This is a genomic window from Ruoffia tabacinasalis, assembly GCF_005864045.1.
Lineage (GTDB): Bacteria > Bacillota > Bacilli > Lactobacillales > Aerococcaceae > Ruoffia > Ruoffia tabacinasalis.
In genome coordinates, this window is sequence record NZ_VBSP01000018.1 from 1 (window position 1) to 17,223 (window position 17,223).

The 17,223-nt window shown below is 37.0% G+C and carries 18 protein-coding genes and 1 pseudogene; 4 read left to right on the forward strand and 15 right to left on the reverse strand.

Features of this window, described 5'->3' with window-relative positions:
- Positions 1–279 precede the first annotated feature (279 nt).
- The 15 genes and pseudogenes from FEZ33_RS12420 to rlmD (FEZ33_RS06290) all read right to left on the reverse strand — a co-directional run bounded on the left by FEZ33_RS12420 (position 280) and on the right by rlmD (FEZ33_RS06290) (position 12,428).
- Positions 280–453, reverse strand: a complete 174-nt coding sequence (locus tag FEZ33_RS12420; protein WP_171031307.1) for a hypothetical protein — start codon at positions 451–453, stop codon at positions 280–282.
- Entirely contained in the window at positions 453–1,049 is a 597-nt protein-coding gene (locus tag FEZ33_RS06230; RefSeq protein ID WP_138404546.1) for a hypothetical protein, read from the reverse strand. Before FEZ33_RS06230 ends, FEZ33_RS12420 begins: the two co-directional genes overlap by 1 nt.
- A 162-nt stretch (positions 1,050–1,211) precedes the next feature.
- Positions 1,212–1,487 (reverse strand): hypothetical protein, encoded by a 276-nt coding sequence (locus FEZ33_RS12580; protein ID WP_212746673.1) that lies wholly within the window; start codon positions 1,485–1,487, stop codon positions 1,212–1,214.
- Positions 1,488–2,051: 564 nt separating this feature from the next.
- The gene (locus tag FEZ33_RS06240) at positions 2,052–2,570 is read right to left on the reverse strand and encodes a ClbS/DfsB family four-helix bundle protein (protein WP_071131225.1); all 519 of its coding nucleotides are present in this window, start codon (positions 2,568–2,570) and stop codon (positions 2,052–2,054) included.
- A 545-nt stretch (positions 2,571–3,115) separates the two neighbouring features.
- Positions 3,116–3,715, reverse strand: coding sequence for an ABC-2 transporter permease (locus tag FEZ33_RS06245; protein WP_138404547.1), 600 nt, complete (start codon positions 3,713–3,715; stop codon positions 3,116–3,118).
- Complete coding sequence (locus FEZ33_RS06250; RefSeq protein WP_138404548.1) at positions 3,716–4,561, reverse strand: ABC transporter ATP-binding protein; 846 nt, start codon at positions 4,559–4,561, stop codon at positions 3,716–3,718. It lies immediately after the preceding gene.
- A gap of 2 nt (positions 4,562–4,563) precedes the next feature.
- A complete protein-coding gene (locus tag FEZ33_RS06255) occupies positions 4,564–4,938 on the reverse strand; it encodes a GntR family transcriptional regulator (protein WP_138404549.1) in 375 nt (124 codons plus the stop codon).
- A gap of 243 nt (positions 4,939–5,181) precedes the next feature.
- Positions 5,182–5,268 (reverse strand): annotated as a pseudogene (locus FEZ33_RS13055) (site-specific recombinase); the annotation flags it as partial.
- 343 nt (positions 5,269–5,611) lie between these two features.
- A complete protein-coding gene (locus tag FEZ33_RS06260) occupies positions 5,612–6,706 on the reverse strand; it encodes a recombinase family protein (RefSeq protein ID WP_438943008.1) in 1,095 nt (364 codons plus the stop codon).
- Between the two features lie 258 nt (positions 6,707–6,964).
- A complete protein-coding gene (gene rlmD / locus FEZ33_RS06265; protein ID WP_138404550.1) occupies positions 6,965–8,368 on the reverse strand; it encodes a 23S rRNA (uracil(1939)-C(5))-methyltransferase RlmD in 1,404 nt (467 codons plus the stop codon).
- Between the two features lie 167 nt (positions 8,369–8,535).
- The gene (locus FEZ33_RS06270; RefSeq protein ID WP_138404551.1) at positions 8,536–8,736 is read right to left on the reverse strand and encodes a hypothetical protein; all 201 of its coding nucleotides are present in this window, start codon (positions 8,734–8,736) and stop codon (positions 8,536–8,538) included.
- 11 nt (positions 8,737–8,747) lie between these two features.
- The gene (locus tag FEZ33_RS06275) at positions 8,748–9,425 is read right to left on the reverse strand and encodes a hypothetical protein (RefSeq protein WP_138404552.1); all 678 of its coding nucleotides are present in this window, start codon (positions 9,423–9,425) and stop codon (positions 8,748–8,750) included.
- A gap of 11 nt (positions 9,426–9,436) precedes the next feature.
- Complete coding sequence (locus FEZ33_RS06280; RefSeq protein ID WP_138404553.1) at positions 9,437–10,168, reverse strand: DUF1538 domain-containing protein; 732 nt, start codon at positions 10,166–10,168, stop codon at positions 9,437–9,439.
- Between the two features lie 17 nt (positions 10,169–10,185).
- Positions 10,186–10,866, reverse strand: coding sequence for a DUF1538 domain-containing protein (locus tag FEZ33_RS06285; RefSeq protein WP_138404554.1), 681 nt, complete (start codon positions 10,864–10,866; stop codon positions 10,186–10,188).
- A 191-nt stretch (positions 10,867–11,057) separates the two neighbouring features.
- A complete protein-coding gene (gene rlmD, locus FEZ33_RS06290) occupies positions 11,058–12,428 on the reverse strand; it encodes a 23S rRNA (uracil(1939)-C(5))-methyltransferase RlmD (protein WP_138404555.1) in 1,371 nt (456 codons plus the stop codon).
- Positions 12,429–12,610: 182 nt separating this feature from the next.
- Between rlmD (FEZ33_RS06290) and FEZ33_RS06295 the strand changes: the two genes are divergently transcribed.
- The 4 genes from FEZ33_RS06295 to FEZ33_RS06310 all read left to right on the forward strand — a co-directional run bounded on the left by FEZ33_RS06295 (position 12,611) and on the right by FEZ33_RS06310 (position 16,951).
- Positions 12,611–13,666: a peptidoglycan-binding protein gene (locus FEZ33_RS06295; RefSeq protein ID WP_138404556.1), complete on the forward strand. Its 1,056-nt coding sequence runs from the start codon at positions 12,611–12,613 to the stop codon at positions 13,664–13,666.
- A gap of 298 nt (positions 13,667–13,964) precedes the next feature.
- Complete coding sequence (locus FEZ33_RS06300; protein WP_138404557.1) at positions 13,965–14,924, forward strand: alpha/beta hydrolase; 960 nt, start codon at positions 13,965–13,967, stop codon at positions 14,922–14,924.
- Complete coding sequence (locus tag FEZ33_RS06305) at positions 14,905–16,296, forward strand: condensation domain-containing protein (protein ID WP_235888783.1); 1,392 nt, start codon at positions 14,905–14,907, stop codon at positions 16,294–16,296. Before FEZ33_RS06300 ends, FEZ33_RS06305 begins: the two co-directional genes overlap by 20 nt.
- Positions 16,286–16,951, forward strand: coding sequence for a DUF6320 domain-containing protein (locus FEZ33_RS06310; RefSeq protein ID WP_138404558.1), 666 nt, complete (start codon positions 16,286–16,288; stop codon positions 16,949–16,951). Before FEZ33_RS06305 ends, FEZ33_RS06310 begins: the two co-directional genes overlap by 11 nt.
- Positions 16,952–17,223 lie beyond the last annotated feature (272 nt).

A 17,223-nucleotide genomic window follows, 5' to 3' on the forward strand; every position in this document is an offset into this window, starting at 1 on the left:
GGTAAGATGTGTGTATGGATTCATAGCTTTCTCCTTCTAATAGTTGGTTGGTACATCTATTTTATAGGAAAACTATGGATCTTTTTTTATTTTATTATTGTTGTTGCACTTAAATTGTAAATTCGTCACACAAAATAAAGAGAGTCACAGCACCATGCCTCATTGAGGTGACCCCCGAAAGTTAGAGTTAAAAATCTAACTTTGGGGGTCACATCATTTAAGGGGGTTCATTTGGTTTAATTTTTACCTGTTATCTATTAAATAAACAGGTAACAAAAACTAGCTATCTTTTTTATTTTTGTTCTCTAAATATTTACTAACGATGAAAGAAGATGATGTCATGGCTATGACAACCCACCATTTAAATTCTTTATTAGCTAGCAGTGTTAATACATACACCATCGTTAAAGTTAATAAGTTATAACCTACTAATTTTATTAAGTCTTTGCTCATTAAAAATTAATCCTTCCATTGTTAGGAACAGCATCGTTTTCGTCCCATAATTGAGCTAAATAGGTACCTGGTGATAGTAAATTCATTGCAAATTCTAATACAACATCATTCACAACCCAGCTTCCTAAATATTTTGCAATTGCTGAACGTATGGCACTTTTTGCTGCGTGTTTGCCTTTTACTTTTATTAAATTGGCTAGGGTAGCTGTACTTCCTCCTAGAGCTAATGCAATATCAGTATCTAGGGCCGCTCCCATTTGATCTACAGTTATACCTTGCCATGATGATCTAGTTTGAGCCTGAGACGATGTATATTCTGTTTGTAACGAGTAATCACCTTGAAGTTGTTTGTATATTACTTCTATAATCCACTCTTTAGAAACACTAGGGTGTAATGCTTGAATTTCATTAGCAAGGGAGTTGATTTCTACCTCTGTTAATGAAAGAGATGTAGGCTCTACAATTTCAACTTCAGTGTATTCTTGTGTTTGTTGTTCATTTTCAGTAGCGTAAACAGTTGTAATATTAGGAAATATAGAAGCACCTAGAAGCATTATAGCGAAAGATAACGAAACGATTTTAAGTTTTTGATTCATAATTTCTCCCTTTTTTTAATGTTTATTTGTTTACTGTACAATGTGTTTGAATAATATAATCGATTTAGCCCCAACTTTTCTGTTTAAAAAACGTTCCCCCCCTACAATTGTATCTTAAAAAAATTTATCTTGTTGTCAAATGTCATTAAGATCGCTTTATAGTTAATAAGTTATTAGGTTGTAAACAAAGTGTAAAATTATTTTGTGTAACCCTTTTATCGAATCTACTCTACTAATATCGGTAGATATAACAGCATCATAGCAATCTATAGTTTGAAATAAAGCAGTCTTTTCATCTAAACCAATTGCCTTTGGCCCTCCCCCTCTACAAATTAAGAAAGCAATTTCTTCAAGACTGGTTTCATCAATAGCTGAAATATTTTTTCCTTCTAGTAGATCTTTAAGTGAAAATCTCTCCAGTCGAATCCTTTGTCTCATATAAGCTCATTGGTTGCATTAACAGCCTAGATATTCTTTCCGTCCCTGTGTGCATAGATTCATCAAATTCATTAGGCACCGCTGAACCTGTTAATATAAATTGATCAAATTCATCCCGATTATCCACTTCATAACGGCTTTTTTGTCATTAAATTGTATCAAGTTGCCAGTTATCATTTTTCCACCTTATCACACCAATCGACCTGTTTCCCCAGACGTACCCCTATTTTTCTCTGGAAAATCAACTTCCAGGTCAAAATGTCCACTTCCCTAGCAAAAAACGAGGCCCTTAAACATCCATCAAACGTCCAGAAACCCGTCCATATACGATTTATCCTTTCATTTTTTCAATCAATACTACACACTCAACATGTGTTAAGAGGAAGTCATAGCTGTCAAAGGTCAATTTCCATTTTCCTTTTTTACTTAATTCTCTTTGAGGGAACATATCCATTGTGGACTTGCGTATGTGGGAAGATATCCAAGATCGAACCTTGTATGCAGGAACATATCCAGATAGGATTGTACTTATGAGAATAGTTTGCCAAGTAACTGAACTTAGTTTCATAGTGCTATCTTTTTCCATTTTCTTATCTTGGTTCTAAAAGTCCCAAAAGGAGCAACAGTATTAACGTGAATAAATTTATATACTTCCCATACTGCTGTTTTTGTAGCTTCATCAGCCCACTTTCTCATATGAGGTAAAAATAATTCTTCATCACTTAGTACATCAATCATTTTATTGATTGAAATAACATTTCTGTTTAGCCTATCCTTTAACTCCTCTAAGGATAAATTTGCATAGGTATCTGAAAACCACTGATATAATTCACCAAGCTGATTCCACCTAAACATATCTGATGGTGTCTTTACTGTTAAGCCATTTTTCTCATCGGCTTCCCATTGCAGGAGCAATGTTGTCCAGCCAACTTGATAAGCAAGGTTTTCAGATGGTGTTCTGTCAACTTCGTCAACGCTTTTGTCTTTCAGTGATTCTGGGATATTATTAAATTCAGAAATATACTTTTCAAAACTTTTATTTATCTCAAATTTTAGCTCTTCTTTATCTTTATATGTTCTCATAATACCTCCTGTTATTAATACAAGGTCTAATTGATAATAATCTTTCTAGAAAAATAGAATAATTACGATGGTAAACCTCTTGAACCTCTATGGCTCAAATTTGTAACATAAATGAAATCGGGGAATTAATCCACTGATGGCTTTCGTATTCAACTTAACATCCCCTTACTCTTATTAATCTGTTTCCACAGTCAAACTCACTTTAAAATAATAAAAAGGAGTAACTTAATCTAAAAATCAAGTTTACTCCTCATAATATTAGCATACCAATTTGCTGTTTTCATTAACAACCTTATTGTATCAAACTTTTAGTCAATTGCTTTTTCAATCAATACTACACACTCCACATGTTTTGAGAGGTATAGATAGCTGTAAAAAATAAATTGCATGAATATTTCCATGTGAAATTCTCTTTGTGGGAAGATATCCAATATTGGCTCTCGTATGGGGGAACATATCAATCAGTTTTACATGTTTTGCAGATGTAACCAAAAAGCCAATTAATATTAATCGTTTTACTGTTATATTCATTTTTCTTACAAAAATTAAGCTTTATCCTTTTTAATATTCATAGAAATCATTAAAGACATCACATTTAGTATAACAACAAATGCAAGTAAAATAACGGGAGATAAGTTAAATATTTTAAGTATAATTCTACTATCAACTTTCTGCAGAATTGGTCCGCTTGCACCAACAAGCGCCATTGTAATAATAAAAACAAACCTACCTTTTTCACTACCAAATTTAAAGAGAATGGGAGTATTTATTGCTATAAAGATAAGACCTCCCATAACGGCAAATAGTAGAACTTTTATATCATCATCTATCGCCACAATGCCATTATTTTTTCCAATAATTTGACCAATAAATACAAGCAGAGCTGCACCAAACATACAAAGATAACCCAGCAAATATTTACTAAAAATAAGATCAAATTTCGAGTAAGGCATCATGGCGGCAAGTTCATTCCACTCAGAACGTTCATCATAAGCAATCGCTGTCATTGGTAACACCGCTCCTAGTAAAATTGAGAAAGTAGACATCGCCTCTCCTGTTGTCAGCGCAATAACTGGAATAATAATAAGAAATATTTTAAGCTGTTTTGTGATAACATAAAAATCTTTTAATAGTAAGCTTTTCATTTAGACACCTTCCTTTACCATCAATAAAATAATATCTTCAAGTCTGGTATTTTCTACCCTAAAGGCTGCGTTAATTTTATCTTTTTGTACAAGTACTTCGTAGCCGAAACTTGTTCTATTTTTTCGAACAATGGAATCCTTTGGTAATGTTTCCAACTGATTTTTCGTCAGTTTTATGACTGCATATTTTTCTAATAACAAATCTTTTTCTTCAACTAAAAGAAGCTCACCTTTATGAATAAAGCAGATATAATCACAAATTTTTTCAAGGTCACTGATAATATGCGATGAAAGTAAAATTGAATGATTCTCGTCCCTTGTAAAGTCATTAAACACATCGAGAATTTCATCTCTCACCATAGGATCGAGTCCACTGGTTGCCTCATCTAAAATAAGTAGTTTTGGATTATGGGATAGTGCAACTGCGATAGACAATTTCATTTTCATTCCTCTTGAAAAGTCTTTAAATATTTTAGTGAGAGGTAAAGATAACTTTTTTATGTATTCAAAATAAGAATCCTCGTTCCAATTTTTATAGATAAGTTTCATTATGTTATTAATGTTTTCAGCATTTAATACTTCTGGAAAATACGCCTCATCAAGTACAACCCCGATATCTTGCTTAAGATTTGTAAATTCCTTAGATAAATTAGACACCCCTAAAACTGAAACTTCACCGTTATCTGCTTTTAAGGTGTTCATAATAAGTTTTATAGCCGTGCTTTTTCCTGCGCCATTTTCACCAACTAGCCCCATAATCGTTCCTGAAGGTACATTAAAACTAAGATCTTTAAGTGTGAAATCACCAAAAGATTTTGTAAGATTCTTCACTTCAATACTGTTCATATTTATTCCTCCTCTGAAATGATTTTGAACATTTCAATAATATCGTCTACTGTTAATTTACACGCTGGAGCAATCTTTAAAATTATTCTGAAGTGCTCCTCAATTTCTTTTAAATGGGCTTCCCTCAATATTTCTGTATTTTTTTCTGCAACAAAAGAGCCTTTACCTATTGCTGAATAAATATATCCGTCTTTTTCAAGTTCATCATAAGCTCTTTTGGTTGTTATCACACTAATTCTTAAATCTTTTGCAAGATTACGAATAGACGGGAGTAAATCCCCTTCTTTAAGCTCAGATGAAATAATTGCAGACTTTATTTGACGATATATTTGCTCATAAATCGGCTCATTATTTGCGTTGCTAATAATGATATTCATCTTCTACCTCCAATGTAAGTGTATATATTGAACATAAACATTATATACTCAACGAACAGTTGTGTCAAGATATAAAGTAAGGCGGACTATATTTTAATCCAGCCTAAAGGTATACAAACCAATCTTTCTGGAAATTCTTATTGGTTGACAATTACGAAGGTACTCAGAACATTTTTTTCTTGAACAAGCACAAATAAAACCCACAACTCTACCGCAGAGTCATGGGTTATTTGCTTTGAGTTTTCATATTTCCATTTCGATGCCAGATTTATAGGCTATGACGAAGTGGTCTTCATAGACTGTAACGCTCTGGATTATCTTCCTTACAAGCTTATCATCATATTCTAAGGTGCGGAATTTGTTCTTGCGGATAAATTCAATCAGCTCATTGATTCGCTCGTTCTCGCCACTGAGGGAGGCATCTTCTACTAAAAGGATCTGTCGCTTGTCTCTCAGCTCATCAATCTCATCTGCTAGGTGTTCATAGTCTTGACCCTTGTTCGCCAGCTTGATAAGTTCTTTTTGCTTTTCCTCCAGTAAGTTGTTAATCTCTGAAATTTGGTATTCTGTCGTTTCACCAATCACAGCATAAATGTTCTCTTCCAGGGTCTTTATCATGTTGTTGCCACCTGCAAGTAGCTTATTAATTGCGGTCATTACAGCACCATAGAGTTCATCTTCTTTTCTTACAAACTTCAGGACCTTGCTCGATTCTAGTCACGCATCGCCAGACAAATTCTTTTCTACCATGAATATTCCAATAGGTTCTCCTATAAATATCGCCACAATCTCCACAGAAGGTGATGGCACTTAAAGCGTACTTGCTACTATAAATTCGTTTGTTCTTGCCTTCTCCTGTGTAGATATTGCTTCTTCGATGAATCTCTTCCTGCACCTGCAAAAATAACTCTTTAGGAATAATCGCTTCATGGCTGTTTTCAACATAATACTGGGGAAGATGACCTTCATTCTTAACTCGTTTCTTGGTTAGAAAATCTACAGTAACAGTCTTTTGTAAGAGGGCATCTCCGATGTATTTTTCATTTTGGAGGATTTTTTTAACTGATTCCGGTCGCCATCTTGGTTTTCCTGCTGCTGTTAAAATACCATCCTTCTCAAGACCTCGACCAATACCCACTAGACTCTGACCTTCAAGGTATTCTCGGTAGATGCGTTTGATAATCTCAGCTTCTTCGGAGACAATAATTAAATTTCCATCTTCATCTTTGGTGTAACCCATAAATCGCTTATGGTTGACCTGTACCTTTCCTTGTTGGTATCGGTACTGTAGTCCAAGCTTAACGTTTTGTGAAAGGCTTTGGCTTTCCTGCTGTGCCAAAGATGCCATAATAGTCAGCAAAACTTCACCCTTGGCATCCATTGTGTTTATGTTCTCCTTTTCAAAGATTATTCGAACTTTTAATTCCTTGAGCAATCTTACTGTCTCTAATGCTTCAATCGTATCTCGACCAAAACGACTCACACTCTTTGTGATAACGATAGTTATTTTTTTATTACGACTGCCATAAATGAGACGGTTATACTCTTCCCGCTTTGATTTTGCTTCGGCTGAGGCTACATCAATATAGATATCAACTAACCGCCAATCCTCAACTAAGGAAACTTTCTGAGTTAAGGCCGAAACTTGATTAGCTAGACTTCGTAACTGATCTTTTGTATTGGAACTTACTCGACTATAAATAGCCACTTGCTTCTGTTTCGGTTGACGCCTAGCTGGATTATAATACACGTTGTCCTTTAAATTCATTGGTTCCCTCACTTTCTAGAATGACTTAAATAATCACATTTAACCTACCTATCTATTTAGAATAACCCCATGATAAGTAGGCTACTTAAATTTATTTTATTCATTTTTTTATACGAAAAGATGTTGACCAGTTCCCACATACTACCTATCAATTATTGGATATCATTCCCAACCTCAACCGTTTCCAAACCAATTATACTAAAAAAAACAGCCCCTTGAATATGGTATGCACATTCAAAAAGCTGATATAACAACTATCTAATCTTTTACCTTTTCCATCAATACTACACACTCAACATGAGGTGTATGCGGAAACTGGTCAATCGGTTGAACCGTCTTCAATTCATAACCAAAGTCTCTTAACCAAACTAAGTCTTCAGCTAAGCTTTTTGGATTACATGAGACATAGACAACTTTATCCGTTCCAAGTCTTCCAATGCTTCGCATCACTTTCCCGCCGGCACCACTTCTTGGTGGATCTAAGAGTAATAAGTCTGGTTGGCCCCAAATTTCTGGGAGTTCTTTCATTCCGCGTCGAGCGTCACTCGCCATGAAGAAAGTATTGTCTAAGCCATTATCTTTCGCATTACGCTTCGCTGACTCAATTGAAGTTTCAACAATTTCAATTCCAGCTAATTCTTTACTGCGTTTCGCAAATGGTAAACTGAATGTCCCTACCCCGCAGAATAAGTCTAAGACACGCATATCTTCATTCACATCAGCTAACTCAAGAGCTAACTCCACCATTTTCTCAGCTTGAACTGGGTTCGGTTGGAAGAATGTATCATGCCAGATACGGTAGCGGTAGCCACCTAATTCGTCGTAGATATAATCGCGTCCATATAAAGTAAAGGACTCTTCTGATTGAATACGCCCTGAGATATTTGTATACTCAATCCAAACTAGACTGGCTAAGCTTGGGAAAGCTTCGCTTAAGCGGTCTGTTAAGTCTTTTACAGCTTCTGGATGTGCTTCGGGTTTTTCTGTCGCATAGACAACGACCATTAATTCACCCGTTTCAAAAGAAGTTCGCATCATTAGGTTACGTAAAAGTCCTGTATGTTTATCTTTATCATAGCCTTTGAAATCATAATCTTTCTGCCATTGGCTCACAATGTGCTTTACTTCAATCATCACCTTTGGAGCAATAACTGAATCATTTAAATCAATGACTTTTCGGTAATTTCCTTGTTGGTGCATACCTAGTTCTCCGGTTTGTCCGAAAGATAATTCCATCTTATTACGGTAACGGTCTGGCTCATCCATACCAATAATTGGTTGGATTAACGCTGTATCAAAGCCAGCCTGCTCTAGAGATTCTTTGACAATATTCGCCTTAAACTCCAATTGATCAGGGTATTTCATATATTGCAGTGGCGCTGCACCTGACACATCAAAGTGAGTTGGCATATCTAAGTTACGTGTTGGACCTGGTTTCAATAACCTATCATAGGGAACAACTGCCTTGTAACGACCTTTCGCATTATCAACTGTTACTCGAACCACATCACCTGGAACCACATTCGACGTTATGATTTTTAACGTTCTACCGTTTGAGCCTCTATCTGGTGCATGGGTATAGTGAACGAAGCCACGTCCTTTTGAATCTACATAATCGATTTCTACATCCAACACTTCTGTTGGGTAATCGCCTTTTCTCATTGAATCACCTCAATATTATTATTTATACAAAAGCCTGTGTATTATTACAATATTCCCTAGTTTATCATATGTAGCCGTTGTGTCTATCTTTTAAGTAAATTTAAGTGCATATTTTTTAGTATTTTATCCATACAAAAAGCATCCCGTTAAGGATGCCTCTTTTAAAATTATTCACTTGGTAATTGATTCACCAAACCATGAACTTCACTTAAAGGTTCTACAAATAGAATTCCGTTACCTTCTTTGTCTAAGTCCATATTTTGGAAAATAATTTGACTCACTTCTTTATATTTATCTTTCTCAACAATAAACCAAATGACTTCTCCAGCATCCCCACTTGGAACGACTGCATAGATTAAATACCACATATTATCCCCTCCTAAAAGCGATACAGATAAACGATGTCACGGGTAAAAGCAATCGCTCCGGCTTCACCGAATTGAATACCTTCATATGCTTTCGCAAATTCGTGCACCCCTTGGACATTTTCACTTTGTACAATTTGCATGACAATGTCTTTTTCCGGTTGGAAATAACGTCCTTCAAAGTTATCAGATAATCTAGCGGAACCATGTCCTTTAATTAAAGCATGTTGTAAGATATCAGTTCTTTGAGTCGCATCGATATAATCCTCACCCTCACCATGGTCACAAATCACTGTTACCATTTTATAAGGGGATTTTACTGCGGCTTCGACATCATTAAATGATGAATTCTCTTCAATATCACCGTAGTCTTCTAGACCTGCTAAGCCGGCTAGACGCGTAACAAATAGGAAGCTTTCGCCGTTCTCTTTTTGAGGATAGCGACTTTCAACATGTTCAATTACTTTATCTAAATTGTCTTTATGCGTTGCTTTTATAATAATTTCTTTTCGCTGACCTTGTATATCTAGAATACTTTGGCGATCATCTTCATCATAACAAGCAGCTAAGTAAGTCGTTGCTCCACTCGTCCCCTGTTTATGAAATATATCATCAATTCTGTCTGCCAGTTTAACTTTGGCAATAATCGTAATAAGGTAAAACTCACTACTAAATTCTTCAGTATTAACCAATGTTCGTCCTCCTATTTTTGTTTCACTTGATAGTCATAAAATATTCCAACAAGTTGTACGATAACAATCGGTGTTAAAGATACAATCGCAATCACCCCAAAACCGTCTGTGACACTATCAGCTGTCGGTACAAAGTTGGCTACCCCTTGGGTAAATGGCAAGATAAAAGTTGCGGTCATTGTCCCAGCCGCGACTCCTCCCGAGTCAAAGGCAATCCCAACAAATAAATCTGATGCGATATATTGTAAGATAAGAACTGTCACAACGAGTGGTAATAAAATATGCCAAATTTCTAACCCTGGTAGTGTAACACGAAGTAGAGATAATACAACCGATAATCCGACACCAATAGAAAGACAGAAAGTCACTAAACTTTGTGGAATCATTCCTGCTGTTTCATCAAGAATTTGGACATTTAGGACATGGACGGATGGCTCAGCTAATATACTTACCATCCCAACGATTCCACCAACAAGCAAGATGATCCAAACATTATATTGTTCTGCTAAGGCGTATCCCATTTCAGAAGCAACACTTAGGAAGCCTTGGTTCACTCCCGTTAAGAAAAGACTTAAGCCAACTAAAATTAATCCGACACCAAGCAACATACTCTGTAAGCGTCGCTTAGATACTTTCACTTGCTTTGTCGAAACTAGAATGAGGAATACAATGACTAAAGGTCCAATCGCAATTAGTGAATTAACTATCGACGGCCATAATTCTAAGACAAAATCCATCGCCATCGTTGAATTATCAATCGCTACTTGGGTATCCGCACCACCTGCGGACAGCGAATAAACCCAGCTAAAGCCCCATATAATATAACTGCGAAGATCGCTCCGGTTGACACAATTCCAAGTAAACCGAAACTGTCCGCACCAGTATCATCTGCTTGACGAGACTGGCTTGCGGCACCCGCACCAAACGCTAGGATAAACGGTACGGTAATCGAACCAGTTGTAGAACCTGAAGCGTCAAAGGCAATCGCAATAAATTCAGACGTTGAGAATAAGCATAAGATACCTATTAATATGTAGATAATTGTAAAGCTATGACGTAAGTTAAAGTCTTTTATAATTCGGTACACCCCAAAAGCAAGCATCGCCCCTACACCTACAGATACTGCCATAACAAAGATTTGTTCAGCAATCGCTCCACTAGTCATCGTATCGACTTGAATCCCTAAGATAGTTAGATCCGGTTCAGCAATACTTGAAATGAATCCTAAACCAAATATACCAATCATCGCAATCACTTTCTTCGGATGTTTAATTAAGTAGTGACTGAATAAGTCACCCATCTTCTCAATACTCATATCGACACCAACTAAGAACAGCGGTAACCCTATTAATAAAAAAACGACACCAATAATAAATCGAAGTATCGTTAACCAAGCTACCGGCTGCAATATAAATTGAATTAAAAGTACGACACCAACCATTGGTAGTAAGGAAGATGACGTTTCTTTAAAGTTATCTATTAATCGACCCAGTATAATCTCCTCCTTTTCAAAAAATTATCGAAATAATTTGTACTAATAATATAGTAACATTTTAAGCGTTATTTAGCATTTTTTTCAAATGATGCCAAATAAAAAGAAGCCCGTTCTCACAGACTTCTTTCAAATATAAATTATGCTTTTGTAAATAAGGCAACGGCTTCAACGTGAGTCGTTTGTCCAAATAAATCAACCGGTTGGACAAATTGTAAGTCATACCCAGCATCTGCAAATAATCGTGCATCTCTCGCTTGAGTTGCTGGATTACAGCTAACATAAACAATCTTTTCTGGTTGTTGTTCAATCACTGCATCCACAAAGACTTGATCTAAACCTTTACGTGGTGGGTCCACAACGATAACATCAAAGTTAATGCCTGCTTCGTTCCATTTTGGTAGCCATTCTTCTGCACTTCCGACTTCGAAGGTTGCATTTTTAATGCCGTTTACCTTCGCATTTTGCTTAGCCATTTCAACGGCTTCATCCACAATATCCATCCCATACACTTGTTTCGCATGTTGAGCGAGTGATAAACCGATTGTTCCGATTCCAGAATACGCATCCAGAACAGTCTCATTCCCTTGTAAGTCCGCTGCATCAATCGCAGTTTTGTATAGAACTTCTGCTTGGGGTGTATTCACTTGGTAGAAAGATTTAGATGAAATTCTAAATGTTAAGCCTAACATTGAATCTTCAATATAAGGTTGGCCCCATAATACTAAACTTTGACGACCTAGAATGACATTCGTACGTTTCGTTTGCACGTTTTGTACAATACTTGCGATATTTGGTACTTCTTCCGCGATCGCATCGACGATGATTTCTTCGTTAGGCATCTTACGTTTATTCGTTACAAGTGTCACCATCACTTGACCGCTATAATGTCCACGTCTTACAACTACATGACGGATAATTCCCGTATGATTCTTTTCATTATAAGCAGGCACATGGAATCGTCTTAAGATATCTCTCACAATTAAGATGGCTTCATCAATTTCTTTATGTTGAATAAAGAAGTTTTCAACTGGCACTAAATCATGTGAGTTTCTTCTAAAGAAGCCTGTTTCTAGTTGGCCATTGATTTCTCTTACTGGAATTTGTGCTTTGTTACGGTATCCCCATGGATTTTCCATACCTAGTACGGGACGGATCTGTGCATCTTCAAAGTGTCCAATACGTTCGTAAGCTGATTTAACTTGTTGTTCTTTGTATGCTAATTGAGCGTCGTAGCTCATATGTTGCAGTGTCATTGTCCCGATTTGACGTCCGATAGCATCAGTCATCTCCACGCGCTCTGGACTCTCTTCAATAATTTCAAGTAAGCGTCCAAACCCGTAAGTCTTACCGACTTTCATCGCTTTGAATTTAACAACTTCGCCTGTCATCGCCCCTTCGATAAAGAATGGATAATGATCAAGTTTTACAACGCCTTGCCCTTGTGATGTTATGTCTTCGACCGTTCCGGTGAACGTGTCATTCTTCTTAAATGGTACTTTGTTTGCCATTTTTTATTTCCTCCAATTTCAATGTCTTACCCATTTTATCAAAACCTAGCCATTATTCCTAATTAGTATTGAATGAGGAAGAATTCAAGTCATTAAATTATTTTATTCATAATGATAAATAGCACGTGCATTTAATCACAAGTCGTGCTAATATATACTTAAAGAAACAAGGGGGATATAATATGAAAAAGAAATCATTACTACCATTAGTGTTATTAACAGCAAGTTCGCTTGCATTAGCTGTAAGTTCACCGGTGAACAATGTAACGCCTTTTGCTGAGACAGTTGCCGTTCAAGCTCAAGAAGCAACAACTTTAAAAGTGGCTTACTTAGCTCCTCACGGTGACAAATCATTCGCTTCTGTTGTTGTGGCAATGCAAGGTGATGTCGTTGTTGACGCACAAATCGATGAATTCCAATTTGTTGAAGGTGATCAATGGACTGGTGTTCCAAACGCAGATGCTACATTTGGTGAAGGTTTCGCTGACGGTGTAACTTTAATCAGTAAACGTGCGGACAGTGAAGGCTACTCTGCTATGATGGCTGATATGGCTGATTCAACTGTTACTTATGCAGATAACTTAAACGCTATCGAAGACTTTGCTAAAGGCAAAACTGTTGCTGAAATCGAAGAAGGCATTACTGCTTTAAATGATTTAGGTGAAGATGGAAATGTTTCTGACGTAGTATCAGGTGCAACTTTAGCTGACTCAGCTGGTTACTTACAAGCCATTATTGACGCTGCTAACGAAGGTACTGAATTCACTGGTGCTGAAGCAGATGCTGCTAATTTAGAATTAAAACAAGCCGTAGCTGCACCACATGGTGACCAATCATTCGCAATCGTTACTACAGCAGTAGATGGTGATAAAGTTGTTGCTGCTACTTTAGACGAGTTCCAATTTGTTGAAGGTGATCAATGGTCAGGTGTTCCAAACGCGGACGCTGGATTTGGTGAAGGTATCGCTGAAGGAGTGACTTTAGTTTCTAAATTAGAAAACTCTGAAGCATACTCTCAATTAATGACTGACATTGCTGGATCAACTGTTCCATACGCAGAAAACTTACAAGCAATTACTCAATTCGCTGCTGGTAAAACTACGGCTGAATTAGAAGAAGCGGTTGCTGAATTACAAGACTTAGGTGAAGAAGGAAATGTTGCTGATGTTGTATCAGGTTCAACATTAGCTGACACTTCCGGTTACTTACAAGCGATTGTAGACGTAGCTAACCAATAATTATTAGCCTTAAAATTAACTTCCTAATTAGACAAGCTCAGCTGGGCTTGTCTTTTTTGTTGAGAATTGTGATTTTTTGGAGGAATTATGTAGAAAGCATCACTTTGAATTATCATTGTGTAGCTTTTGACGGTAATGTGATATTTTGAATTCCCATAGTGTCGCTTTAAACGGAAAAGTGTCGAAATTATCATTTTATAAGTCTTATAAGTATTTTTTGATCATTTTTTACTAACAACTTGACACTTCTCTTGATATACGACACACTGAAGAAAACTAAATATTATGAGGTAGTAATATGAATACTCTTAAACGTTTTGCATTAGAATTATTATCATCGCCAACGATTAATATGCATGAATCATACAAATTCGTACGGCAATTACAAAAGGTTTTTGTCACCCCTTCTAAATCCCGCTTTCAGTATTTGGATCAGGAGATTTATTCTGCAGATCAAAGTCATGAAATTCCGATTCGTATTTTTCGTCCAAAAAAATTGATGAGTAGTGACATTATATTATTCTTTCATGGTGGGGGCTGGGTTTTAGGAAATATAGATACCTATACAAAAGATTGTCGTCGTTTGGCTGATCAAATGGGGCGGATTGTCTTAGCGGTTGATTATTTAAAAGCACCTGAGAATCCTTATCCTGCTGGTTTCGATGACTGTTATCACGTCGCTCAAGTACTTTTATCACGTCCGGATTTAACGGGAATTAAAGGCGCGCGAAATATTATTATTGTTGGAAACTCAGCTGGAGGAAATTTAGCTGCAGCCGTTTCTTTACGCTTACGCAATGAAGGCAAGCCTTTACCAAGTAAACAAATTTTAATTAATCCTGTGACGTATTGGCGCCACGATGAAGCGTCTCCTTTTAAAAGTGTTGAGGAGAATGGCTATGACTATGGACTCACAGCAAAGAAAATGCAGGAATATATGGAAATGTATGAACCGGACGAGGTCAAAAGACAGAATCCGTACATCGCACCGTTAATGACTGAGGATTTTAGTAATCAACCGGACACTTTAGTTATCTCATCTGAATTTGACCCTTTACGTGATGAAGGTGAAGTTTATGGCTACATGTTGTTAGAAGCTGGGAACCAAGTGGAAATTATGCGTGCAAAAGATACTGTTCATAATTTTCTATTTGCCCCATTAAATGAAGATATTATTGATACAACGTATTTATTAATCAAAGACTTTTTAGAGAATCACTTGAGAAGGAGTGACATACGTGGAGAATCAGAAAGTTAATCAACGTAAAAAATGGGTTCGCCTAGATAACGCATCAAATATATTCTTAGCGGCGATGTCTAACCGTGATAGTAAAGTGTTTCGAATTAGTGCTGAAGTCACTGATACTGTGGACCCTGACTTGTTACAACAAGCTTTGAATAAAGTCTTTGAGCAAAATTTACTTTATCACAGTGTATTAAGACGCGGTTTCTTTTGGTATTACTTGGAAGAAAGTGATTTGAAGCCCAAAGTAGAGCCGGATACGAACACGCCTTGTAGCCCTTTATATTTTTTCGATCGACGGAATTTACTATTTCGCGTTATGTACTGGAAGAAGCGCGTGAGTCTTGAGGTCTTTCACGTCTTATCTGACGGAACGGGAGCGATGTGGTTCTTTCAAGATTTAATTACCGAGTACTTGAGTTTAAAACATCCTGATTTAAAAGATGAAGACGTTGAAGTTTCGACTTATATTCATGACCAATCGAGTGAAGACAGTTTCGAGCGCCATTTTAGACGAAAGGATCAATTGAACTTTTCGAAAGCTGCTCAGTCGGCTTTACGGGGAGTTACAACGGTCGGTGCTAAGGCAAAAAACTTCTTATTCCCTGCGGTTGAAAAGGAACCCAAACCGAGTCGAAAAGTCTATCACTACAAAGGAACTTACACGTCAGATTACCGTCCGCGCGTCGTTGAATTGGAAATGCCAGTCAAAGGTATTTTGAAAAAAGCGAAAGCGATGAATGTTTCTTTAACAGTTTATCTGACTGCAGTTTTTATGGAATCGATTCGTAAAGCCGAACCGGATTTTCAAGGGAATGAGACGATGGCGGTCTCTGTGCCAGTGAATTTACGCCAGTTCTTCCCTTCTGATTCCGCACGAAATTTCTTTGCGGTGACGCGGTTGGAATATAAATATAAGAAGAATGGTGACAATTCTTTAGAAGCAATTTCTCAGGAATTAAAAAATCAGCTAGATCCGCAACTAGAGAAAGAAACTTTAGAAAGTTGGCTTAGTCAGTTAATTCAATATGAGTACCATCCTTTAAGTCGGATTATTTTACGACCGATTAAAGATTTGGCTTTAAAATTTGCTAATTACATGAATAATCGTAAGCTCACTTTTGCGATTTCCAATCTTGGTCTAGTTAGTTTCCCTTATTTAGTTGATCAAATGATTCATCAAGTTTACTTCCATACGATTGCGGTTCGTCCGCAGTTTTGCGCAATTAGTCATAATGATGTATTGACGATAACTTTTACGTCCCCATTTATTGAAACGGATATTTACCGTCATTATGTTAGGTTCTTAAGTGACGAGAATATTCCGGTGACGATGACGGTAAACAAAGTGACTGAGGAAGAGTTGGGAGGTCGTTATGATGCGTAAGTGTCCGGAATGCCAAGTAAGTGTGAAAGGTGAATGGGATAAATGCCCTCTTTGTGAGGCGCCTCTTGATAGTAATATTCCAGTCACATCCAGTTCAATGCCAGATGTGCCCTTGCAATTTAATCGTCGTTTCATTACTCAATTTTTGATGGCTTTCTCTTTAATTGTTGTGGCAGTTATTCTTGGGATTGGCTTACTCTATCACGGTCGTATCCAATTGTTTCAAGGGGCAGCCTTTGGAATAATTACAATGTGGTTGGCAGTGCTGACCTTGATTCGCAAGCGTCGTAACATTGCCAAAAGCTTACTTTATTTATTAATCATCTTGTCCCTCATGTGCATTTACTTAGATTACACGATTGGTTGGTCAGCTTGGTCGCTAACTTATGCAGTTCCTATCATATGTAGCTCGACTTTAATTAGTATGATCATCACCGCACGGATGACCCGCATGAAACCAGGTGATTATGTTCTATACTGGGCTGCCGTAGCTATCTTAAGTTTAGTGCCGATAATCTTCCTTTTAATCGGTTGGATTCAATTTAAAACCCCTTCCCTAATTTCCTTTGGTTTTGGTTTAATTGTGTTGATTTATATGCTAGTGACAAAAGGCCAAGTGATTTGGGGAGAGATCAAGAAACGAACATTTATATAAAATGCGATTGGCATCGACTTCGGTCGGTGCTTTTTGTTTGGATTGGAGTTGAAAGTTTAACTGGACTTGTCATTGGATGTCAGGGGAAATTAAACGTCTAACGGGACTTGTCACTATATGACAGGGGAAATTGGACGGCTAACGGGACAGGTCACAATATGACAAGGGAAATTGAACGGCTAACGGGACGGGTCACATAATGACAGGGGAAATTAAACGGCTAACGGGACGGGTCACATAATGACACGGGATATTGAACGCCTAACTGGACA

Excerpts from the sequence above, each read along its gene's own strand:
- FEZ33_RS12420 (WP_171031307.1), bottom strand. The coding sequence starts at position 453 with ATGAGCAAAGACTTAATAAAATTAGTAGGTTATAACTTATTAACTTTA.
- FEZ33_RS06230 (WP_138404546.1), bottom strand. The coding sequence starts at position 1,049 with ATGAATCAAAAACTTAAAATCGTTTCGTTATCTTTCGCTATAATGCTT.
- FEZ33_RS12580 (WP_212746673.1), bottom strand. The coding sequence starts at position 1,487 with ATGAGACAAAGGATTCGACTGGAGAGATTTTCACTTAAAGATCTACTA.
- FEZ33_RS06240 (WP_071131225.1), bottom strand. The coding sequence starts at position 2,570 with ATGAGAACATATAAAGATAAAGAAGAGCTAAAATTTGAGATAAATAAA.
- FEZ33_RS06245 (WP_138404547.1), bottom strand. The coding sequence starts at position 3,715 with ATGAAAAGCTTACTATTAAAAGATTTTTATGTTATCACAAAACAGCTT.
- FEZ33_RS06250 (WP_138404548.1), bottom strand. The coding sequence starts at position 4,561 with ATGAACAGTATTGAAGTGAAGAATCTTACAAAATCTTTTGGTGATTTC.
- FEZ33_RS06255 (WP_138404549.1), bottom strand. The coding sequence starts at position 4,938 with ATGAATATCATTATTAGCAACGCAAATAATGAGCCGATTTATGAGCAA.
- FEZ33_RS06260 (WP_438943008.1), bottom strand. The coding sequence starts at position 6,706 with ATGAATTTAAAGGACAACGTGTATTATAATCCAGCTAGGCGTCAACCG.
- rlmD (WP_138404550.1), bottom strand. The coding sequence starts at position 8,368 with ATGAGAAAAGGCGATTACCCAACAGAAGTGTTGGATGTAGAAATCGAT.
- FEZ33_RS06270 (WP_138404551.1), bottom strand. The coding sequence starts at position 8,736 with ATGTGGTATTTAATCTATGCAGTCGTTCCAAGTGGGGATGCTGGAGAA.
- FEZ33_RS06280 (WP_138404553.1), bottom strand. The coding sequence starts at position 10,168 with ATGGCGATGGATTTTGTCTTAGAATTATGGCCGTCGATAGTTAATTCA.
- FEZ33_RS06285 (WP_138404554.1), bottom strand. The coding sequence starts at position 10,866 with ATGGTTGGTGTCGTACTTTTAATTCAATTTATATTGCAGCCGGTAGCT.
- rlmD (WP_138404555.1), bottom strand. The coding sequence starts at position 12,428 with ATGGCAAACAAAGTACCATTTAAGAAGAATGACACGTTCACCGGAACG.
- FEZ33_RS06295 (WP_138404556.1), top strand. The coding sequence starts at position 12,611 with ATGAAAAAGAAATCATTACTACCATTAGTGTTATTAACAGCAAGTTCG.
- FEZ33_RS06300 (WP_138404557.1), top strand. The coding sequence starts at position 13,965 with ATGAATACTCTTAAACGTTTTGCATTAGAATTATTATCATCGCCAACG.
- FEZ33_RS06310 (WP_138404558.1), top strand. The coding sequence starts at position 16,286 with ATGATGCGTAAGTGTCCGGAATGCCAAGTAAGTGTGAAAGGTGAATGG.